This is a genomic window from Bifidobacterium sp. VU/mBH4 (B4) (assembly GCF_058199535.1).
In genome coordinates, this window is record NZ_JBVPQJ010000005.1 from 77000 (window position 1) to 98015 (window position 21016).

Consider the following 21016-nt stretch of genomic DNA (forward strand, 5'->3'; position numbering starts at 1 on the left):
TGAAAAGAACCTGATTGTCCCCTCCTGCTGTTTTGCGTCCTCGGCCGCTGGGAATCTGGCAGCCTGATCGGAGCCAGCGGCATAATGCGTAAACAGGCGTTGATACAATATTATCGGTGGGAAAACATCCAAAACAGCAGAAAGAAGGGGCTTCGTGGAAGCTTCGCGCTTTGAAAAGGGCTCTGAGGCCTTGGCCGCTATCGATGGCAAGGGTGGTCAGGCCGTCATTGACTCTCTCCAGGACATAGCACCGGACTTGGGCCGCTGGATTGTCGAATTTGCCTTTGGCGACATATACACCCGGAAAGGACTCGATCTTCAGCAGCGTGAGCTGGTCACCATAGGCAGCTTGGTGACGCAGGGTGACACCGCTCCGCAGTTGGCCGTTCACATACAGGGAGCCTTGAATGTGGGGCTGAGCAAGGCGGCCGTGGTCGAAGCCATACTCCAATGTGCCCCCTACGTGGGATTCCCGCGGGTCATCAACGCGATCAACGTGGCCAGGACGGTCTTCGAGCGCGATGCCGAAGATTCCGACAAGCCCGAGGATTGAGTCGGCAAGGGTTCACAGGTCGAATTCAGACCCTGGTGTATAGTGGGCATTGGCTCAAGGGAGAGTTTCTCTTAACCACAAAACAGAAAACCGTCGCATGGCCATACCGATGTCGGTGTTGACCCCGGGACGGAAACCACAGTGAACATCAACCCCTTCACTACGGATCGTTCGGCACGTACCTGCCGATGAAAGGATGAATAATGGCAGAAGTGGTATTCGACCACGTCACTCGTATCTACCCGGGCAACGATGAGCCCTCGGTCAGTGACCTCAGTCTGGACATCAAAGACGGTGAATTCCTTGTTCTGGTAGGGCCTTCCGGCTGCGGAAAGTCCACCACCCTGCGCATGCTGGCCGGCCTTGAGGAGGTCAACAAGGGCCGCATCATGATTGGCGACAAGGACGTGACGACCATGCAGCCCAAGGACCGCGACATCGCCATGGTCTTCCAGAACTACGCTCTTTACCCCCATATGACCGTGGCCGACAACATGGGCTTCGCCCTGAAGATCGCCGGCACCCCCAAGGATGAGATTCGCCAGCGGGTGGAGAAGGCCGCCGAAGTGCTGGATCTGACCGAGTACCTGGACCGCAAGCCCAAGGCTCTGTCCGGTGGTCAGCGTCAGCGTGTGGCCATGGGGCGCGCCATTGTGCGTCAGCCCAAGGTCTTCCTGATGGATGAGCCTCTGTCCAACCTGGACGCCAAGCTGCGTGTCCAGACCCGTACCCAGATCGCCGCCCTGCAGCGGCAGCTCAACGTCACCACCCTGTATGTGACCCACGATCAGACCGAGGCGCTGACCATGGGCGACAGGATCGCCGTCATCAAGCTGGGCGTCCTGCAGCAGGTGGGTGCGCCTACCGAGCTCTATGATCGGCCCGAGAACGTCTTTGTGGCCGGCTTCATCGGCTCGCCCTCCATGAACATCAACATCCACCCCGTGGTCAACGGGCAGGCCAAGATCGGCGAGGACACCATCAGCCTGCCGCGCGAGGCCGTCGACAAGCTGACCCCCGACGACCAGGGCAAGATCGTCGTAGGTTTCCGTCCTGAGAATGCTTCTCTGGCCGGTGCCGACGAGCCGGATGCCTTCTCCCTGAAGGTGGCCAACGTGGAGGATCTGGGCTCCGATGGCTACATCTACGGCAACATTCTGACCGACAACAGCGCGGCTGAGCAGGCCATCGTCATGTCCGACCAGAACAAGCTGACCACCATCCGTGTCAACCCGCGTGACCTGCCCAAGGTGGGCGACGTGGTCAAGATCCACATCGATCCTGAGAAGATGCACCTGTTCTCCCCGGCCAGCGAGCTGCGGCTGAACTGAGTCTTCCTGTAGCCCTGCAGTTCGGCCACGGTTTCCCGCCGACCCGCAGGGCCCGTATCGATTGTTGATATCATCTCCTTTCCTTGTTGACCGGGTGACCAGGAGCCCCGCGCGGCGCATCCGTGCGGGGCTCTTCCCGTATAGGATGGGCGGCGATGGGATGGATGAAGCATGACTAGTGTGAACATCAACCGGGCGACGGCCTCCTCTCTGGACCCCCGTGCCCTGAAAGCCACCTCGATAAAGACCACGGCCGATCCCTCCTCCGAGCAGGAGCCGGCCGCCCTGCACATCACAGCCACCAGCTCCAACCCCAGGATGTTCACCCTGCCCTGGGAGCGGCCGCTGGCCACCTGGCCCCGGGATCTGCTGGCCAACCTGCCCAGAGGCATATCCCGGCACGTGGTGCGCTTTGTCCACGTGGGCGACGATGTCTACGCCATGAAGGAGATCACCCAGCGGGTGGCCGAGCGTGAGTACGAGCTCCTGCGCAAGCTGCAAAAACTGGAGCTGCCTACGGTCAACCCCATAGCCGTGGTCACCGGTCGGCACACTCGCGAGGGCGAGCCCCTTGAGGCCATGCTGGTCACCCAGCACCTGAAGTTCTCGCTGCCCTACCGTGCCCTCTTTGCCCGCAACCTGCGTCCGGACACGGCCGAGCGTCTGATCGATGCTCTGGCGGTCCTTCTGGTAAGGCTCCATCTGGCCGGCTTCTACTGGGGCGACGTCTCCCTGTCCAACGTGCTCTTCCTGCGTGACGCCGATGCTTTCTCGGCCTTCCTGGTCGATGCCGAGACCGGCGATCTGCACGCCAGCCTGACCGACGGCCAGCGCGAGTACGACATCGACCTGGCCAGAACCAACATCATCGGCGAGCTCATGGATCTGGATTCCGGCAACCTGCTGGCCGGCGAGGTGGACGAGGTCGGCGTGGGCAACCGGCTGGTGGACCGCTACCACTCCCTCTGGAGCGCCCTGACGGACGTGGACAGCTTCGATCCTGACGAGATGTGGAAGATCGAGCGGCGCGTCAACCGGCTCAACGATCTGGGTTTCGATGTGGACGAGCTGGAGATGAAGACCGAGGAGGACGGCAACCGGGTGCTGGTGCGCCCCAGGGTGGTCGATGCCGGCTACGCCTCCCGCAAGCTGCTGAGGCTGACCGGTCTGGATGTGCAGGAGAACCAGGCCCGGCGGTTGCTCAACGATCTGGATGCCTACCGGGCATCCACCTGGCGGCAGGGCGAGGACTTGGAGATTGTGGCTACCGACTGGATGCGCGAGGTCTTCGAGCCCACCGTGCGCATGATTCCGCCGGAATATCGCTCGCAGATCGAACCGGCCCAGTTCTTCCATGAGGTACTGACCCACCGCTGGCTGATGGCCGAGAAGGCCGGCCACGACGTGCCCATGGCCGAGGCTGTGCAGAGCTACATCAGCGAATCCCTGCCCGAGTACCGGCTGGACTCCGAGGACATGAAAACCATCAACGAAGAGGCCGACGCCGGGGTGGTCGACGACGAGATGAGTTGGCAGGACGCCCATGCCCAGGCTGGTCAGGGTAAGCAAGCCGCCGGTGATCGGACTGACAAGGATGCGAATAGCCATGACGTGGGAGGCCATGACGCAGCTCACAGTGGGGTGACTGACCAAACCAATGCTGGAGGCCAGGCCGGAGCAGGCACCCAGAAGGACCGTGATCGGGCAGGCGGGGAGGTGCCGTCGCAGCCGGCCTTTGAAGACGCCAATGGCGGCCGAAGCTCGCTGAGATCGGTCTACGCCCCTGGCAGCCTGGATGCGGCTGCCGACGAGGACGATCAGGATGATGCGGTCTGGGCCTCCAGCTGACTCTTGAGTGTGTGCGGCACCGGTCTGACGGATGCTGGCTGAGGCGTGCAGGCTGTTGCCGCTTGGGGCTATTTGGCTTGGCTGGCGGACCGTCGGCGTGCCATGGCTACGGCGTACAGGCTGATGCCGGCCGCCACCGAAGCGTTCAGGGATTCCACCGAGCTGGAGATGGGGATGGAGGCCAGGGTGTCGCAGTTCTCCCGGACCAGGCGGCTCAGCCCCTTGCCCTCGGAGCCTAGGACCACAACCAAGGGGTCGGTCTCGAAGCCTGTTTCGCCTACTATGGCGCTGCCTGCGCCGTCCAGGCCGACCGCGTAGTAGCCGTGCTCCTTGAGCCCTTGGATGGCCTTGGTCAGGTTAACCACGCGGGCCACGGGCAGGTGGGCGGCGGCTCCGGCGGAGACCTTCCAGGCTGCCGCTGTGACTGAGGCGCTGCGGCGCTCGGGCAGGATCACGCCCGAGGCTCCGAAGGCCGCGGCTGAACGGATGACGGCCCCGAGATTCTGCGGGTCGGTGACCCCGTCCAGGGCGATGAACAGGGGGCGGGCGGCAATCTTGGTGGCCTGGTCGGCTCCTTCCAGGGCGGCTGCGTGCTTTTCGGCCTTGTCGACCAGGCTCTGCAGGGAGGCGTACTGGTAGGGCTGCACCTTGAGGACCACGCCCTGGTGGTTGCTGGATCGGGCGATACGGTTCATCTCCAGGCGATCGGCTTCCAGCAGGTTGAGTCCCTCCTGTCCGGCCAGTCGCACGATCTCCCTGGTTCTGTCGTCGTGTTCCATCCGGGCGGCCAGATAGAGCTGGCTGGCCGGGACGCCTACGCGCAGGGCTTCCAGGACGGCGTTGCGGCCGATGACCAGATCGTCGGAATCAGAGGTGAACCGGTCGGCCCGGCGGCGGGCTGCCAGACGTGGATCGGCCGCCTGCCTGCGCTGGGCCGCCTGGCGGGCCTTGTAGGCCTTGTGGTAAACGCGATCCTCGGCCTTGGGGGTAGGCCCTCGGCCGCGCAGTTTGTTGCGGTGCTTGCCGCCCGAACCCTTGGTCGGGCCTTTCTTGTTAGCCATGCCTTCAGTGTAAAGGCAGGCGGGAACCGGTCAGCCGTCTGTCGGATTCAATATCGGCAGGGGCGAAAACACGCTGTACCTTTGCAGACCGGGCCGCGCGGATAGGTCGTGCAGGTCAACCCAGGGCGGCCACCTGATGAGGATCTGGGAATTCCACCCATTCGACCGGAGACTGCCCGCTCGATGCCGGGGTGACGGCGATGTGGGCCATGGATGACCGGCCCGAGGCGCCATGCCAGTGTCTGACGCCAGCCGGGCAGAAGACCACATCACCTGGTTCCAGTCTGCGCGGCTGATGGCCTTCCTCCTGCTCCCACCCTTGCCCGGCGGTGACGATCAGGAGCTGGCCATGCGGGTGGGTGTGCCAACGGTTGACGCATCCGGGTGCGAAGGTCACATTGCTGGCTGAGCATTCCGCGTCCGGATCAGTCAGGCGGTGCAGCCAGACATGACCGCTGAAGTTGGGTCCGTCAGCCGAGTCTCCCAATGGATAGGGCCCTGAATCTGGATCGGTCCCGGGCGCTGTTGCCGTTGCCGTGGTGTCCTGGCTCTCGTCATCACGGTCGCTCTCACCGTAGACCTCCCTGGCCAGGTCGAAAGCCGACCATGCCTTGGGCCACCCTGCATAGAAGGCCAGATGGGTGATCAGCGCCACCATTTCAGTACGGGTGACGCCATTGCCCTTGGCCATGGCCATATGGCTCTTCAGTTGGGGGAAGAGCCCCATGCTCATCAAGCCTGCACAGGTAATCATGCTGCGGTCCCGAGCCGAAAGCTCGTCCTCGCGGGACCAGACCTGGCCGAAGAGCACATCATCGTTGAGATGGGCGAATTGTGGTGCGAACCGACCGAGCCGGTCCTGGCCCGCCGTCTGTTTGATTGCCATGGGTGGATCTCCTTGCCGTCATCTTGGTCGGATCATTCCGGCAGACTCAGCTATACCCCTTCGAGTGCGCTCGAAGTCAAGATGATGGCGCAGGCGGCTGTTGGCATTCAGTATTCAGTCCGAGATGTCGGCTTTGTAGAAGTTGACGTAGGAGCGGGAGGGGGTTGGACCGCGCTGGCCCTGGTAATGGGAGCCGTTGTGCTTGGATCCATAGGGGTACTGGGCGGGCGAGGAGAGCTGGAAGAAGCACATCTGGCCGATCTTCATGCCTGGCCAGAGTTTGACCGGCAGGGTGCTCACGTTCGACAGCTCCAGGGTGATGTGCCCTTCGAAGCCTGGATCGACGAATCCGGCAGTGGAGTGGGTCAGAATGCCCAGACGGCCCAGGGAGCTCTTGCCCTCCAGTCGGGCTGCCAGCGTCGAATCCAGCTTGACATACTCCCAGGTGGATCCCAGAACGAACTCGCCTGGATGCAGGATCCAGGGTTCGTCCTTTGGTACCTCGAACTGCTCAGTCAATGCACCCTGGTCCTCCGCTGGATCCACATAGGTGTACTGATGATTGTTGAAGACTCGGAAGTAACGGTCCAGGCGCACATCCACGCTGGAGGGCTGAACCATGGCAGGCGTCCACGGGTCCAGATTCAGGTGTCCTGCCTGGTGGGCATCCAGGATGTCATGGTCGCTGAGCAACATGCCTAGGTATCTCCTTCAGGTTCGTTGATCGAGGGTCTCTCCTCTGACGGGAAACCATCCGAAATCCAGTCTAACCGGCCCTATGCCCGCTTTCTGACCTGGCCGGATTCACAGAGAATTTTCAGATAACACTATCGTCACTACAAGGTAGCTGTTCTTTACTATAGATATCGGCTCAAAAACCGAACGGGCGGTTGACCTCCGTCCGACAACTGATTTCCCTTTCTTCTCTCTCGCCCGGCGGTGTTTAAGCACCGTCGGGTTCTCTTCATTTTGGGGGAAGGATCAGTGCGCCGACGTTTCACGTGAAACCACCTGGCCAATGGCTCGATTGAGTTCGTTGAGGCTTATTGCAGGACAGCAGGGCATTCGCAAACCCATGAGACGCTTAGTGTTTGATCGGGCCGGGCTTCTGTTCCTTGAGCTTCCATCTCCTTTGGATTTGAGACTCAAGGTCGGCTAATCTCCAAGATGGGCTCGAAAGTTCCTGGGCACTCGCATTCTCTGGTTCAGATTCCTCTTCTCTGATGTCTATATAAATTGTGTTTCGGTGTACGGCCCGAGTCGTAGGCACAGAATTGAAGACAGGAGCTGAAGATATGAAGATATGGAAGAACCCCCGTCAGTTATGGCTATGACGGGGGTCCTCCACCGGGGGGAGGGGCGGCGATCTTCTTGCCATCGGCGGCTGAGGGAAGAGGGGGACTATCACAATGCCGAAAGCAGTCCGAACTCCGCTTCCTCCCCGGTTCGCGCGGCCGGGTGCCGGGCCTGGACCTGACTCATTCCCAAGGCTGGGGAGAGCGGACCGGGCCGTGCGGCTATCCGACCAAGTATGTGTGAGTCACACCAGCCTTACTCCTGGGGAGCCTTGGCTGACATGGCCTTGTGGAAGACGGCCACGATGATCAGGGCCAGCAGGGCGGCCAGCGCCATGACCCAGAACATGTTGGCCACCTGGGCCTGGATGCCGGTCTTGACACCGGCCAGGGCATGTGACCCGAATTGGGGATTGGCCATGAGTCCGCTGTAGACAGCCATGCCGATGGAAGCCGAGGTGTTCATCATCAGATCCCCGATGCCAATGCCACGCCCATTCTGATCCACGGGCAGGGTGGCCGAGAAGGAGTCGTAGAGGGGCGTGTAGGACATGGTGATGCCGGCGATGAAGACCGAGGCCAGCGCGGTCAGGACCCAGAAGCCCGAGGTGAGCATCAGGGCCGAACCTGCAGCTCCGGCAATCATGAGCAAGGCAGACAGAATCAGCATGGGCAGGCGTCCCATGGCGTTCATGATGACTCCGGACAGGCAGCCCACCAGGGTGGCCACGATGTAGACGATGGTCAAGCAGAGGGAGACCTGGCTCAGGGAGATTCCGTAGATGCGGTCGCCAATCACGTTGTAGATGGGCACGCAGGCGAAGTTGAAGAAGTAGAAGACGAAGAGGGCCAGCAGGACAGCCATGTAGGCGCCGTTGGTTACGAACCCGCGGCTCAGGAAGGGGTTGGCGCCCTTCCAGACATAGCCGGCGAAGATCAGGATCAGGACGGCCAGCACTCCCAGCATCCAAGTGGCCGGGAAGGAGAAGTAGACGGCCACGAATCCGGCGATCAGCGCGAACAGGGCGATGCCGAAGACATCGATGCGCTCGCCCTTGATGCCGGTGTCAGGCGTGTACTTGAGCACCGGGGGGATCAGGAGGATGGAGACCAGCGGCACCAGGAAGAGGTAGCGCCAGTCGATGGAGGTGATCAGTCCGCCGGCGAAGATGCCCACGGCAGAGGATGCGTAGTAGACGGCGTTGAAGATGCCCAGATAGAAGGCGCGCTCCTTGTCGCTTAGGTATTTCATGGCCATGACCAGGAAGACCGAGCCGGCCACCTGGCCACCCGCGGTCTGGATCATGCGGGCCAGGACCACGGCCCAGAAGTTCGATGCGCCGAAGAAGCCCAGAAGACTGCCAATGATCAGGGCGCCCACGCCGAACAGGGTCATCTTCCGGGGGGAGATGTAGTCGCAGAGGGTTCCGTAGAGCATGCAGACCACGCCCAGGACGATGCCGGGCAGGGTGCTGATCAGCGAGGCGTTGGCGGACATCCCCAGGGAGTCGCCCACGTTCTGGAAGACCAGGTTGAAGGCCTGGATCATCAGGGTGCCCAGCAGGAAGATGGTCAGCAGGGCCGGCAGGGCCCGCTTGGTGCTGCGGCGGTTTTCGTCCATGGTCGCTTCGGTAGCCTCGGTGGTGATGGATTCGCTCATGACTGCCGTCCTTCTATCGTTCGCTCTCGGTCTTGCGCACCAGGGTGAGAAGCCTGTCCATGAAGCGCTTGGTGAACCGCTCGGCGTCGACCGACAGGGCCACCTTGGTGTTCTTGACCGTGTCCAGAAGCCTGCTGGGGTCGCCGATGGTGCGTGCCCGCTGTGGTCCCTCGGTCTCGACCATCAGGTTGGTGGCGAAGGTGGTGACCAGGCTGGGGTCGATGGCCACGGCGGCGGCCAGGGGGTCGTGCAGGTTGCAGCCGCCCAGATAGACCCCGCTCTCCTTTTCGCTGATGTCGATGTAGTAGTCGGTCATGTCCGCCAGGAAGCGGCCGGCGCTGGTGCCTGTGGCGCGCAGGGCCTCGGTGTCCTCGCGGCTCATCAGCGCCTGGGTGGTTACGTCCAGGCCGACCATGGTGATGTCTGCGGTGGTGGCGAAGACCCGGTTGGCGGCCTCGGGGTCCTGGTTGATGTTGGCTTCCGCGAAGGGTCCTACGTTGCCCGGCTGGGTCAGCGTGCCGCCCATCATGACGATGCTGATGCGGTCGACGATGTCGGGGGCCTTTTCCAGGGCGGCGGCGATGGTGGTCAGGGCGCCGGTGGGCACCACGACCAGCTCGCCTTTGGGGTAGCGGCGGACCGCGTCGATGATGAAGTCTACCGAGCTCTGCTGGCTGGCCTGCCGGTCGGTCTGTGCGGGGATTTCAATGTTGCCGGTGCCGTTGGCCCCGTGGAAGATTTCGGAGTCCGGCGGAACGCTGAAGGAGTCGGCCGTGCTGGGGTGGTCGATTCCCTTGAAGACCGGGATGTCCTCCCGGCCATACATGGCCAGCAACCGCAGATCGTTGTCGACGCCCCGGTCGAGCACTACGTTGCCATAGGTGCCGGTGATCCCGATCAGTTCGGCATCCGGGGAGCCCAGGACGTAGGACAGAGCCAGCGTGTCATCGATGCCAGTGTCCAGATCCAGGATGATCTTGCGGACGGTTTCCTTGCTTGCTGACACGTTGGTCTCCTTCCCAGAAGGATGGGCAGCCCCAACCTTCTGCTTACCTATGTCGTGCCTTCTCTAGGCTGATTCGTTACTGCCGTGAAACAAACAACCTGTTTGATGTAACGTTTCATCAAACTGTACGGAGCTAAACTACCTGCGGCTTGGAGGCTTGTCAAAGCGCGTCGTGGGCTGTTCGCCATCAGGGCAGAGACCTGCAAAAGCCATCGGTGATGTCTGCAGCTGCGAGTGGTCGGCTGCTTTTCCCCGCAACCGACGATAATGAGGGTATGACTTTAGCGACTCCTGAACGGTATGCGGCAATGCTCGATGCGGCCAGACGGGGATCCTATGCCTATCCCGCCATCAATGTGACCAGCACGCAGACCCTGAACGCGGCCCTGCAGGGGCTGGACGAAGCACAGTCTGACGGGATCATCCAGGTCTCTGTGGGAGGTGCTGCCTACCTGTCCGGACAGCGCCTGGCTGACCGGGTGGCTGGTTCCATTGCCTTTGCCACGTTCGCCCACGAAGTGATTTCCTGTTACCCAAGCATCACCGTGGCTCTGCATACGGACCACTGTGCCCCGCAATACCTGGACGAGTGGGTGCGTCCCCTGCTGGCCTATGAGAAGGACCAAGTGGCCCACGGTCAGGATCCACTCTTCCAGTCGCACATGTGGGACGGTTCCGGTCTGCACCTGCGGGAGAATCTGGCTACGGCGGCGGAGCTGCTGGAGTTGTCCCGTGCCGCCCACACCATGCTGGAGATCGAAGTGGGCACTGTCGGCGGCGAGGAGGACGGTCACTCGGCTGCTATCGATAAGCGGCTCTATTCCTCGCCCGAGGATGGTCCCAAGGTGGTTGATGCCCTGGGTCTGGGCGAGCGCGGTCGCTACATGGTGGCCTTCACCTTTGGCAACGTGCATGGGTCCTACAAGCCCGGTGTGGTCAAGCTCAGGCCCGACCTGCTGGGGCGGATCCAGGCCAGGACCGCCAAGGCCATATCTGATGGGAAGGTTGACGGCATCCCCGCTCCGGGCGCCCCTGCTGACAAGCCCTTCCTTCTGGTCTTCCACGGGGGCTCCGGCTCGCAGCCGGAGGAGATCGCCTCGGCCGTCGCTCACGGGGTGGTCAAGATGAATGTGGATACCGACACCCAGTACGCCTTCACCAGGGCTGTGGCCGGGCACATGTTCGCCAATTACGACAAGGTCCTCAAGGTGGATGGGGAGGTTGGCGATAAGAGCGAGTACGACCCCCGTTCCTGGGGACGTCAGGCCGAGGACGGGATGGCGGCGCGCGTAGTCGAGGCCTGCCAGCAGCTGGGCAGCGTGGGACGGGCCATGAGATGAAGCGGCATAGGCAATCCAATTCACGCCCACCCAGGCAGGGAATACACAAGACTGCTGCTTGGGGACTGCTCGGGTTCGGCGTATTGCTGATGCTCGATTCCTCAACGACCCCGATGACCGGCCGTCCCTTATGGGCCCAATGGCTGGTGCTGTTGGTCGCCATCCTCCTCATGGGCTTCGGCATCTGGTTCTATGCCAAAGTTGTGATGGTGAGGTGGGCCGGACGTCAGCCTACCGAGTTGACGGCCCATGGTTTCCTCGTCTCCTTGTTGGGCGGACTGGGCATCGGCTTCGGATTGTTGGCCCTTTCGGCTTTCATCCTCATAATCCTTGGGTTTTACAGGGTGGATGGTTTCCGCCCATTCGGCGTCTCCCAGATCCTGACCTTAGGAGTTCTGGCTTGCGCGTCGGTTTTTGAAGAACTCATAATGCGGGGTGTAGCTCTCCACGCCCTGGATCGCTGGCTGGGATGGGTGCCCGCCCTGACTTTGACTTCGCTTCTTTTCGGGTTCATGCATGCGCTCAACCCTGGGGCTACCCTCTTCTCCTGTCTGGCCATAGCCATCGAAGCCGGTCTTATGCTGGGTTCCATCATGGTATCCAGGCATAATCTCTGGATCTGCATAGGCTTTCATATAGGGTGGAACCTCACTGAGGCCCTCTTGGGAATTCCGGTCTCCGGCCAGGATATACGCGGCTTCATGGTCATGAAGGTTCAGGGGCCGACCCTGCTGACCGGTGGATCATTCGGCATCGAAGCATCCCTGATTCCGGTCATCCTAGGGCTGCTGGTCAGTGCAGCCTTTCTGCTCTGTCGGGGCCGGGACACCATGATCGGCTCCAGGACTTGACCAGACTTTTCCAATGCTGGATCTGCCCATGCTGATGTGAAAGGTCTGAAAGACCTCCAGCTCCATACGTGGGGTTAGGCTCGTTTATGGATGGTCTGCCTTTGTTTTCCTTGGATGGCGGCCAGCGGATAAGGAGCATCGTATGCCTGGAATCGTGATCGTCGGGGCCCAGTGGGGCGACGAGGGCAAGGGCAAGGCAACGGATCTGATCGGCGAGCACATGGACTACGTCGCCAGGTTCAACGGGGGCAACAATGCCGGCCATACCGTGGTTGTGGGCGACCAGGAGTACGCCCTCCACCTTCTGCCCTCGGGGATCATTCATCCGGCCATCACCCCGGTCATCGGCAACGGCGTCGTGGTTGACCCGGCTGCCCTCTTCGAGGAGATCGATGGACTCCAGTCCCGCGGCGTGGATTGCAGCCGGTTGAGGATCAGCGAGTCCGCGCACATCATCGCCCCCTACCATCGGACGCTGGACAAGGTGACCGAGCGTTTCCTGGGCAAGCATAAGATCGGCACGACAGGCCGCGGGATCGGTCCGGCCTACGCTGACAAGATCAACCGTGTGGGCATTCGCGTGCACGACCTGTTCAATGTCGACCATCTGCGCGACAAGGTGGAGGCCAGCCTGCACCAGAAGAACCAGATGCTGGTCAAGCTCTACAACCGCCGGGCCATTGAGGTGGAGGCCACCGTTGAAGAGCTGGCGGGATACGCCGAACGGCTCAAGCCCTACGTGGCCAATACCTCATTGATGCTCAACCAGGCCCTGGAACAGGGCAAGAACGTGCTTTTCGAGGGGGGGCAGGCCACCATGCTGGACGTGGACCATGGCACCTATCCCTTCGTCACCTCATCCAACTGCACGGCCGGGGGCGCCTGCACCGGCACTGGCGTGGGCCCGACCAAGATCGACCGGGTGGTCGGCGTGGCCAAGGCCTATGTGACCCGCGTTGGCGAGGGGCCCTTCCCTACGGAGCTGGACAACGAGCAGGGCGAATGGCTGCGCCGCCAGGGCCACGAGTACGGGGTGACCACCGGCCGCTCCCGCCGCTGCGGCTGGTTCGACGCGCTGGTCAGCCGCTATGCAGTGCAGATCAACGGCCTGACCGACATCGTGTTGACCAAGCTGGATGTCCTCTCCGGCCTGGAGACCATCCCGGTCTGCGTGGGCTACGACATCACCCGGTCCGACGGCTCCCGGGCCAGGGTGGACCAGATGCCCGTGGACCAGGCCGAGTTCCAATCCGCCCAGCCGGTATACGAGGAGCTGCCGGGCTGGCGCGAGGATATCTCCGGCGCCAAGAGCTTCGAAGAGTTCCCGACCAAGGCCAAGGACTACATCCACCGTCTGGAGGATCTGTCCGGCTGCCGCATCTCGGCCGTGGGTTCGGGTCCGGGCCGCGATCAAATCGTGCAGATCCACTCGCTGATCGACTAAGGAAGATCCATGGCTCTGCCCTGCCTGACCGCCTTCCCTGGGGCGGTCGGTACGGGAATCATCATCTCCACGGACAGGCCTCTGGGAGAACGGCTGCACGGTGCCATCGTCGATCTGATTGAGGATTACGAGCGTGCCCTGTCACGGTTCAGACAGGATGCCATACCTGCGCAAATGACCCAGGCTCCCCATGGGGGCAGGTTTGTCTTTCCTGACTACTGCCAGGGGCTCTTTGACCTATATGACAGGCTGTATTCCGCCACCGACGGGGCCTTGGACCCCATGGTGGGCGAGGACCTGACCCGCCTGGGCTACGGCAGGCAGCCCACCTTCCGGCTGCAGGCCGATGCCGCTGGTCATCTGGGGCGGATCCACGGGCGACCGACCTGGGGCGATGACCTCAGGCGTCAGGGCCCTGCCCTTATGACTACCGGTCCGGTCAGCCTTGATTTCGGAGCAGTCGGCAAGGGCTATCTGGTGGATCTGATTGCCGATCTGCTCGGACCTCGGGTCGAAGAGTATCTGATCGATGCTGGCGGCGACATGCGTATGCGGACCTCTCACCCGGTCTCCATCGCCATGGAGGATCCCGGTGATCTGTCTGCAGGCGTGGGTCGGATCGAGCTCTCCCGCGGCTCCTTGTGCGCCTCGGCACCCAGCCGTCGCCATTGGACCGACCGGTCCGAGGATGCCGCAGCGGCCGGACTGACAGCCCTTCACCACATCCTGGATGCCATCGACGGCCGTCCGGTCGACCGCGTGCTGGCATCTTGGGTGGTGACTGACGAGAAGAACAACGAACACCCCACGGGCCTGGCCGACGGTTTGGCCACTGCCTTTTTCCTGGTGCCGCCGGATGCGTTGGCCGCCCGGTTTTCCTTCTCCTGTGCCCTGATGTATGCCGACCGACAGGCCGTAATCTCAGATGAATTTCCTGGTCGGTTCTTTACTGACTCCAACAACCATCCGTCCACATAGTGGACGTGTTTCGTTGAACAAGCCGGTGCCAGGCCTATGGTCGGCACCAATGCGGATGCGCAGAGAACGCATCCGGTTTGTGAATGATGAAGGGAGGTTCGCCGTGATGACCAGCTTGACAGACACCCGCCGATTCGGCACCGTGTCCGCACGAATTATTAGCCCGTCCTCACCGGCGGACTGACTCGACAATCTTCATTGTTCGACCCCGTCGGAAGGCGGGGCTGGACGCATAGGCTTCATCGCATCAGACCCTGCCAACAGCGGGGTTTTTCTATAAGGAGATGAGATGAAGTGACGGCAAACGACGTCAGTGTTGCTTCCCCGGCCCCGGCAGCGTCCGTGTCCGGCAGCACCCGTGTGACCCGCAGCTCGGTTCGCACAGTCATCGGGGCCTCCATGGTCGGCACGGCCATCGAGTTCTACGATTTCTACGCTTATGGGACGGCTTCGGCCAACTATTTCCCCAAGCTTTTCTTCCCCAAGACCGATCCGACCGTGGCCCTGCTGGCATCCCTGCTGACCTTCGCCATCGCTTTCATCGCGCGGCCGCTGGGGTCCTTGATCTTCGGACACTTCGGGGACCGTCAGGGGCGCAAGACCACGTTGGTGGTCTCCCTGCTGACCATGGGCTGCGCCACGGTCCTGATCGGCGTCCTGCCCACCTACGCCACTTGGGGGCTCTGGGCCGTGGTGGTCCTGTGCCTGTGCCGGTTCGTGCAAGGTATCGGCCTGGGCGGCGAGTGGTCCGGCGCGGCTCTGGTGGCCACTGAGAACGCCCCGGAAGGCAAGAGGGCCCTCTACGGCTCCTTCCCTGAGCTGGGCGCTCCCATCGGCTTCTTCCTGGCCAACGGGACCTACTTCCTGCTGGAGATGTTCTGCACTCCCGAGCAGATGCTGAGCTGGGGCTGGCGCGTGCCCTTCCTGCTCTCCGCCATCCTGGTGGTTGTAGGGCTGGCTGTCCGCGTCTCCATGCAGGAGACCCCCATCTTCCAGATGGCCCTGGATCAGCAGAAGGTCGTCAAGACCCCGCTGCTGGAGGTCTTCCGCAAGAGCTGGCGCCAGGTGCTCCAGGCCACCTTCCTGGTCGCGGTCACCTATACCCTCTTCTATACCCTGGCTACCTGGTCCCTGGCCTACGGCACCAAGCCCAAGTCCCAGGGCGGCGGCGGACTGGGCTTCACCAACCAGGAGTACCTGCTCATGCTTATGGTCTCCATCCTGGTCTTCGCCCTCTTCATTGTGCTGGCCTGCGTCTATGCGGACCGCATCGGCCGTCGCCGGGTGCTGATCGGCAGCTCCGTCATGCTGGTGGTCTTCAGCCTGGTCTTCCCCTACTTGCTCATGGCCCATCACAACACCTTCCAGGTCATGGTCTTCCTCTGCGTCGGGTTCGCCCTGATGGGCATCGCCTTCGGGCCCATCGGCGCCTTCCTGCCGGAGCTCTTCGACGCCAACGTGCGCTACTCGGGTTCCGGCATCGGCTACAACTTGGCGGCCATCGTGGGCGCGGCCTTCGTGCCTACCATCGCCACCTGGCTCTCCTCCCACTGGGGAGTGCGCTCGGTCGGGCTCTACCTGGCCGTTATGGCGGTCTGCTGCCTGGTGGCAGTGCTGACCTGCCACGAAACCAAGGATGTGGACTTCACCAAGTAAGCCCTGGATGCATCCCGCCGGCCGGTTCCTCGAATCGTGCCGGTGTCCGAACAACGAATTGCGGACAGTCCATCTGGCCATATCACGAGTATGGTTGGAGGCATACCGTATCCAAAGGGTACGGATCGGGGTCAAGGACAAAATCCGTCGCCCCGGTCGAAAGAGCATCGTCCGCCTGGAACAACGACAGGAATTCACAGTATTTTGCGTTCCCCGGCCTGGAAGAGCCGGTCCGGTTGGACCGCACATAAAGGAGTGTAGATAATGGCAGCACAGATCTGGTATGAGAAGGATGGGGACCTTTCGGTTCTGGATGGCAAGAAGGTGGCCATCATCGGCTACGGTTCCCAGGGACATGCTCATGCGCTGAACCTGCGTGATTCCGGTGTGGATGTGGTGGTCGGCCTGCGTGCCAACTCCAAGTCGGTGCCCTTCGCCAAGGAGCAGGGCCTGGAAGTCAAGACCGTGCCCGAGGCCACCAAGGAGGCCGACATCGTCATGATCCTGGCCCCCGACCAGTACCAGCGCAACATCTGGCGGGACGACATCGAGCCCAACATCAAGGAGGGTGCGGCTGTCGCCTTCGCCCACGGGTTCAACATCCATTACGGCTACATCAAGCCCAGCGCCGACCACCCGGTCTTCATGGTGGCCCCCAAGGGCCCGGGCCATATCGTTCGTCGTGAGTATGTCGCTGGCCGTGGCGTGCCCGTGGTCGTGGCCGTGGAGCAGGATCCCCGCGGCGACGCCTGGGACATCACCCTGGCCTACGCCAAGGCTCTGGGCGCCTTGCGCGCCGGCGCCATCAAGACCACCTTCAAGGAAGAGACCGAGACCGACCTCTTCGGTGAGCAGGATGTGCTCATGGGTGGTGTCAACCACCTGGTCGAGGCTGGCTTCGAGGTGCTGACCGAGGCTGGCTACCAGCCGGAGATCGCCTACTTCGAGGTCTGCCACGAGCTCAAGATGCTGGTCGACCTGATGAACGAGGGCGGTCTGAACAAGGCCCGCTGGTCCTGCTCCGACACCGCCCAATACGGCGATTTCACCTCCACCGTGGTGGACGAGTCCACCAAGGACAGGATGCGTCACCAGCTGCAGCGCATTCAGGACGGCTCCTTCGCCAAGGAGTTCATTGACGACCAGGATGCTGGCGCCCCCAAGTTCAAGGAGCTGCAGGAGAAGTACTCCCACGAGAAGATCGAGGAGGTCGGCCCCAAGCTGCGCGCCATGTTCTCCTGGAACAAGGACGTCAAGGATGCCGACGAGGCCCAGTCCTTCACCGGCAAGATCGCTCGTTCCCAGGTGCAGTGACATCTAGTAGGTCCATGGCCTCTTGCGAATCGCCGTCCATGTGGCGGCGATTTTTTTTTTGACCCGATACCGACATATTCCACAGTGGTTTGTCATTATGTTTGACAATAAATAGTTACGACGGTAAAATTTTCTTTACTTGGTGTTCTGAAAACAAAGGAGTTGTCATGGATACTGGTCCGCTTTTGGTGGTCTTATTGATTGCCATAGCTCTGATTGTGTTGCTGATCGTCAAGGTCCGAATGCATCCATCGCTCGCTCTGTTGATTGCGGCCTTCTTTGTGGCGTTTGTAACCCAGGTGCCTCTGGATAAAATCACCGATACCATAGAAAAGGGCGTTGGGGATACTCTCGGATTTCTTACATTGATCATTGGATTCGGGGCCGTTCTGGGCAAATTGCTGGAAGTCTCGGGCGGGGCTCAACGGTTGGCCCAGACCATGCTGCGGGTGTTCGGCAAACAGCATGCAACAATCATCATGGCCTTACTTGGCTTGATTTGCGGGATACCGGTTTTTGTTGAGGTCGGTTTTGTTCTTCTGGTGCCTTTGGTCTTTGTGGTGGCTAAGGAGGCGGGTATATCACGGCTCAAAATTGGCATCCCCTTGGCTACTTCCTTGATGGTGGTGCACTGTATTCTTCCGCCTCATCCGGCCGCTACGGCAATCGCAGGGACCTTGCATGCCGATATTGGGACAGTGATTTTACTGGGTTTGTGCGTTGCGGTCCCCTCCGTTCTCGTCGGCGGAGTCTTGTTTGCGCATTTTGCCATACCAGCACATGACCCTGCTCTGATGAAAGACGAAGAAGGCGGCATGGGCTCTTTTGATGAAAAGAGCGAGAAGGAGCTTCCTGGTTTCGGCATCACCTTGCTTACCATTCTTCTGCCTCTGTTGATCATGGTGACCAGAACCATATGCGAACGGGTGCTGCCGGGTGACACCTTGGCGATGAAGTGGATCAATGTCATCGGAAACCCGATCTCGGCTTTGACCATTGCTCTTCTGTTTGCTTATTGGTCCCTCGGGCTAAGCAAAGGGTTCGGGTTGAAGCAGTTGCAGGAAATAACCGACGGTTCCTTCGGCCCGATCGGTGGAATCCTGCTGATCATCGGCGCTGGAGGAGCATTCAATGCGGTGCTGACGGCTTCGGGTGTCGCGCCTGGTCTGGCCAAGGCCTTCTCCCATTTGCCGGTCAGCCCTATCATTCTGGCCTGGCTCATAGCTTTGATACTGCATTTCGCTGTCGGTTCTGCCACTGTGGCCATGATCAGCGCTGCCGGGATCGTGCTGCCCATGCTGACGGCGAATCCCGGCCTTTCGCCTGCGATTCTGGCTCTGGCCATTGGATCCGGTGCCATTGGGCTGACGCATGTGACTGATTCTCTGTTCTGGATGGTCAAGGAATATTTGCATATAAGCGTTCCACAGGCTTACAAGACGCTGACTGTCGGCACATCGATCACATCCGTTATAGCTCTAGGGGTTACTTTGCTGCTGAGTCTGGTCGTTTGACTTGATTGGACGATAAACGACAACTGCTTGGCAAGAATAAAAAAGGAGTCGAATCATGAATGAATTGATACACGGGAAAACGGCTGCGCAATGGACCAGTGATCTGCCGCTCTTGAAGGAGCTGATGCAGGAGCAAGAAACGACCTGGTTCAATGATCAAGTTTTGCCTGCAAAGGATGGAATTGAGCGCGTAGGTCTGACGGTCACAGATGTTGACGACGCTGCAGATCGATTGAAGAGGTTCGCACCGCTGATTATGGAGCTGTTCCCGGCCACAGCGAGTTCTATGGGCATCATAGAATCGCCGCTTGTCGCGGTTCCGGGCTTGGCTTCAGCGCTGGGCAATCGATATGGTCAACAGTTGCCGGGGCAGCTTTGGGCTAAGTTGGACAGCGAATTGCCTATCAGCGGATCCATCAAGGCGCGAGGCGGCATTTACGAGGTACTTAAGCATGCTGAGGATCTGGCCATTGATGCCGGACTGTTGACTATCGATGATGATTATCGCAAGCTGGCGACGCCCGCTATGAAGAAATTCTTCAGCCAGTATAAGATCGCAGTCGGTTCGACTGGTAACCTGGGGCTGTCCATCGGCATCATGAGCGCAGCTCTGGGCTTTGATGCCAGTGTGCATATGTCGGCGGATGCAAGACAATGGAAAAAAGACAAGCTTCGCGCCAATGGTGTTCATGTCTATGAATATCAATCGGACTATTCGGTCGCAGTTGCGTCTGGCAGGAAAGAGGCCCAGTCCGATCCCATGGCTTACTTCATCGATGATGAGAATTCCACCACCCTCTTCCTGGGCTATGCTGTAGCTGGAAGGCGTTTGGCGGGCCAGCTGCGTACCTATGATGTTCGAGTGGACCAGGATAATCCTCTCTTAGTCTACCTGCCCTGTGGAGTTGGTGGATCTCCTGGTGGTGTGGCTTTCGGGCTCAAGACGGTCTTCGGTGATGCTGTGCATTGCATCTTCGCTGAGCCAACCCATTGTCCATCCATGTTCCTGGGCACTTACACTGGTCTGCATGATGAGGTAAGCGTTCAGGACTTCGGAATCGATAATGTGACTGCAGCTGATGGTTTGGCCTGTGGACGCCCATCTCGATTTGTGGGCAAGGCCATGCAAGGTCTGGTGGACGGGTTCCTCACCATAGATGATGATGAGCTCTTCCGTATCGAGGCCAGTCTTCATGATGCATCAGGCATAGATATCGAGCCCTCGGCTGCTGCCGGATTTGTGGGACCATGGCGAGTCCTGAGCGACAGGGAGTACATCAGAAAGATCGGATTGGATGATGCTTCTATGGCCAGGGCGACTCATATAGCTTGGTGCACCGGCGGGTCCATGGTGCCCCGGGATGAGATGTCCGACTATATCGCCAAAGGAGAGAGCCTGCTTTAGAACTACTGCCGTAACAGGTCGGAGGGTGTTAGCGTTTTGGGAGGGCACCCTCTGACCTTTGTAGGTATGTGTGAAATATGGTTGTATACAGATGCGATGGGGTGAACGCATATGGTGCATAATGCCAGGACAGTCGATCAGGAGTCTGATTCGGCAGATGATGCTCAATATCTGAAACAGTATATCCCTTTGGTCAATTTTCTTGGTGAGGTTTTAGGACCGAGAACCGAAGTGGTGTTGCATGATGTTGCCAATACGAAGAATTCGATCATTGCCATAGCTAATGGTCAGGTGTCTTCGCGGGAAGTCGGTTCTCCGGCGACCGATTTTTTGCTTCGTCTTGTGCGCGATGGAACACCTGATGGCAGTGATTACGTGGTTGGATACCGGGGAAGGTCTTCCACCAATAAGAACCTACTTGTCTCTTCTACGTACCTGATAAGACACCGAGGGAAGATTGTTGGAGCACTGTGCATTAACAGCGATCAAGCGCCATTGCTGGCTATCGAGCATATGGTCGAACAGTTGAAGGATATGTACTTCCCCGTGTCTGACCGTGATGACTCCGAGCAGCAGGAAGAGAACCTGGTAGCTTCAGCGGACGATGTCATAGAACAGGTAATCGATCAAACCTGCATCGGAGCAGGGGCGAGGGCCGATCAATTGAGTCCTGAACAGCGACTTGATGCGATACGGCGGTTGAATGACCAGGGTTGTTTCAACATCAAGGGATCTGTGGCGAAGGTTGCCAGACTGCTGTCCATCTCGGAGTCCACGGCCTATAGATACCTTCGGATGGTGTAATCGCCCGTCTATGCGTCTCGATTGACCTTATTTGAATCTTGAGATATGAGATATGCGGTCAGCGGCTTAT

Annotated in this window: 17 protein-coding genes; 12 read left to right on the plus strand and 5 right to left on the minus strand. The window is 60.3% G+C overall.

What is annotated here, in order from left to right; all coding sequences use genetic code 11:
* The first annotated feature begins 154 nt into the window (after positions 1 to 154).
* The 3 genes from AC0AII_RS07065 (at position 155) to AC0AII_RS07075 (ending at position 3732) form a co-directional block, all read left to right on the plus strand.
* A complete protein-coding gene (locus AC0AII_RS07065) occupies positions 155 to 553 on the plus strand; it encodes a carboxymuconolactone decarboxylase family protein (RefSeq protein ID WP_198189397.1) in 399 nt (132 codons plus the stop codon).
* Between the two features lie 203 nt (positions 554 to 756).
* Positions 757 to 1884: an ABC transporter ATP-binding protein gene (locus AC0AII_RS07070; RefSeq protein WP_144084829.1), complete on the plus strand. Its 1128-nt coding sequence runs from the start codon at positions 757 to 759 to the stop codon at positions 1882 to 1884.
* A 171-nt stretch (positions 1885 to 2055) separates the two neighbouring features.
* A complete protein-coding gene (locus AC0AII_RS07075; protein ID WP_490446628.1) occupies positions 2056 to 3732 on the plus strand; it encodes a DUF4032 domain-containing protein in 1677 nt (558 codons plus the stop codon).
* 68 nt (positions 3733 to 3800) lie between these two features.
* Here the strand turns inward: AC0AII_RS07075 and rlmB are convergent, their stop codons facing one another.
* The 5 genes from rlmB to AC0AII_RS07100 form a co-directional block, all read right to left on the minus strand.
* Positions 3801 to 4793: a 23S rRNA (guanosine(2251)-2'-O)-methyltransferase RlmB gene (gene rlmB, locus AC0AII_RS07080; protein ID WP_490446629.1), complete on the minus strand. Its 993-nt coding sequence runs from the start codon at positions 4791 to 4793 to the stop codon at positions 3801 to 3803.
* Between the two features lie 115 nt (positions 4794 to 4908).
* Positions 4909 to 5679 carry a carboxymuconolactone decarboxylase family protein gene (locus tag AC0AII_RS07085; RefSeq protein WP_490446630.1) on the minus strand — a complete coding sequence of 257 codons (771 nt, stop codon included), beginning with the start codon at positions 5677 to 5679 and terminating at the stop codon, positions 4909 to 4911.
* A gap of 114 nt (positions 5680 to 5793) precedes the next feature.
* Complete coding sequence (gene dcd / locus AC0AII_RS07090) at positions 5794 to 6375, minus strand: dCTP deaminase (RefSeq protein WP_198189393.1); 582 nt, start codon at positions 6373 to 6375, stop codon at positions 5794 to 5796.
* Positions 6376 to 7230: 855 nt separating this feature from the next.
* Positions 7231 to 8634 carry an MFS transporter gene (locus tag AC0AII_RS07095; RefSeq protein ID WP_490446631.1) on the minus strand — a complete coding sequence of 468 codons (1404 nt, stop codon included), beginning with the start codon at positions 8632 to 8634 and terminating at the stop codon, positions 7231 to 7233.
* 13 nt (positions 8635 to 8647) lie between these two features.
* Positions 8648 to 9640, minus strand: coding sequence for a nucleoside hydrolase (locus AC0AII_RS07100; protein ID WP_490446632.1), 993 nt, complete (start codon positions 9638 to 9640; stop codon positions 8648 to 8650).
* 275 nt (positions 9641 to 9915) lie between these two features.
* On the opposite strand from AC0AII_RS07100, the gene fbaA reads away from it, so the two are divergent.
* The 9 genes from fbaA (at position 9916) to AC0AII_RS07145 (ending at position 20946) form a co-directional block, all read left to right on the plus strand.
* Complete coding sequence (gene fbaA / locus AC0AII_RS07105; protein ID WP_490446633.1) at positions 9916 to 10980, plus strand: class II fructose-bisphosphate aldolase; 1065 nt, start codon at positions 9916 to 9918, stop codon at positions 10978 to 10980.
* An 89-nt stretch (positions 10981 to 11069) separates the two neighbouring features.
* Positions 11070 to 11831: a CPBP family intramembrane glutamic endopeptidase gene (locus tag AC0AII_RS07110; RefSeq protein WP_490446634.1), complete on the plus strand. Its 762-nt coding sequence runs from the start codon at positions 11070 to 11072 to the stop codon at positions 11829 to 11831.
* 142 nt (positions 11832 to 11973) lie between these two features.
* A complete protein-coding gene (locus tag AC0AII_RS07115) occupies positions 11974 to 13275 on the plus strand; it encodes an adenylosuccinate synthase (protein WP_101433069.1) in 1302 nt (433 codons plus the stop codon).
* 9 nt (positions 13276 to 13284) lie between these two features.
* Complete coding sequence (locus AC0AII_RS07120) at positions 13285 to 14253, plus strand: FAD:protein FMN transferase (RefSeq protein ID WP_490446635.1); 969 nt, start codon at positions 13285 to 13287, stop codon at positions 14251 to 14253.
* 399 nt (positions 14254 to 14652) lie between these two features.
* Entirely contained in the window at positions 14653 to 15909 is a 1257-nt protein-coding gene (locus AC0AII_RS07125; protein ID WP_490446661.1) for an MFS transporter, read from the plus strand.
* Between the two features lie 264 nt (positions 15910 to 16173).
* The gene (ilvC, locus tag AC0AII_RS07130) at positions 16174 to 17223 is read left to right on the plus strand and encodes a ketol-acid reductoisomerase (protein ID WP_015022635.1); all 1050 of its coding nucleotides are present in this window, start codon (positions 16174 to 16176) and stop codon (positions 17221 to 17223) included.
* A 167-nt stretch (positions 17224 to 17390) separates the two neighbouring features.
* Positions 17391 to 18737: a GntT/GntP/DsdX family permease gene (locus AC0AII_RS07135; RefSeq protein ID WP_490446636.1), complete on the plus strand. Its 1347-nt coding sequence runs from the start codon at positions 17391 to 17393 to the stop codon at positions 18735 to 18737.
* Between the two features lie 55 nt (positions 18738 to 18792).
* Positions 18793 to 20142, plus strand: a complete 1350-nt coding sequence (gene dsdA, locus AC0AII_RS07140) for a D-serine ammonia-lyase (RefSeq protein WP_490446637.1) — start codon at positions 18793 to 18795, stop codon at positions 20140 to 20142.
* Positions 20143 to 20253: 111 nt separating this feature from the next.
* Positions 20254 to 20946 (plus strand): helix-turn-helix transcriptional regulator, encoded by a 693-nt coding sequence (locus tag AC0AII_RS07145; protein ID WP_490446638.1) that lies wholly within the window; start codon positions 20254 to 20256, stop codon positions 20944 to 20946.
* The last annotated feature ends 70 nt before the right edge of the window (positions 20947 to 21016 follow it).

What these genes read in the sequence shown, in the direction of transcription:
- AC0AII_RS07070 (WP_144084829.1), top strand. Translation starts at nt 757, where the DNA reads ATGGCAGAAGTGGTATTCGACCACGTCACTCGTATCTACCCGGGCAAC.
- AC0AII_RS07075 (WP_490446628.1), top strand. Translation starts at nt 2,056, where the DNA reads ATGACTAGTGTGAACATCAACCGGGCGACGGCCTCCTCTCTGGACCCC.
- rlmB (WP_490446629.1), bottom strand. Translation starts at nt 4,793, where the DNA reads ATGGCTAACAAGAAAGGCCCGACCAAGGGTTCGGGCGGCAAGCACCGC.
- AC0AII_RS07085 (WP_490446630.1), bottom strand. Translation starts at nt 5,679, where the DNA reads ATGGCAATCAAACAGACGGCGGGCCAGGACCGGCTCGGTCGGTTCGCA.
- dcd (WP_198189393.1), bottom strand. Translation starts at nt 6,375, where the DNA reads ATGTTGCTCAGCGACCATGACATCCTGGATGCCCACCAGGCAGGACAC.
- AC0AII_RS07095 (WP_490446631.1), bottom strand. Translation starts at nt 8,634, where the DNA reads ATGAGCGAATCCATCACCACCGAGGCTACCGAAGCGACCATGGACGAA.
- fbaA (WP_490446633.1), top strand. Translation starts at nt 9,916, where the DNA reads ATGACTTTAGCGACTCCTGAACGGTATGCGGCAATGCTCGATGCGGCC.
- AC0AII_RS07110 (WP_490446634.1), top strand. Translation starts at nt 11,070, where the DNA reads ATGCTCGATTCCTCAACGACCCCGATGACCGGCCGTCCCTTATGGGCC.
- AC0AII_RS07115 (WP_101433069.1), top strand. Translation starts at nt 11,974, where the DNA reads ATGCCTGGAATCGTGATCGTCGGGGCCCAGTGGGGCGACGAGGGCAAG.
- AC0AII_RS07120 (WP_490446635.1), top strand. Translation starts at nt 13,285, where the DNA reads ATGGCTCTGCCCTGCCTGACCGCCTTCCCTGGGGCGGTCGGTACGGGA.
- AC0AII_RS07125 (WP_490446661.1), top strand. Translation starts at nt 14,653, where the DNA reads ATGGTCGGCACGGCCATCGAGTTCTACGATTTCTACGCTTATGGGACG.
- ilvC (WP_015022635.1), top strand. Translation starts at nt 16,174, where the DNA reads ATGGCAGCACAGATCTGGTATGAGAAGGATGGGGACCTTTCGGTTCTG.
- AC0AII_RS07135 (WP_490446636.1), top strand. Translation starts at nt 17,391, where the DNA reads ATGGATACTGGTCCGCTTTTGGTGGTCTTATTGATTGCCATAGCTCTG.
- dsdA (WP_490446637.1), top strand. Translation starts at nt 18,793, where the DNA reads ATGAATGAATTGATACACGGGAAAACGGCTGCGCAATGGACCAGTGAT.
- AC0AII_RS07145 (WP_490446638.1), top strand. Translation starts at nt 20,254, where the DNA reads ATGGTGCATAATGCCAGGACAGTCGATCAGGAGTCTGATTCGGCAGAT.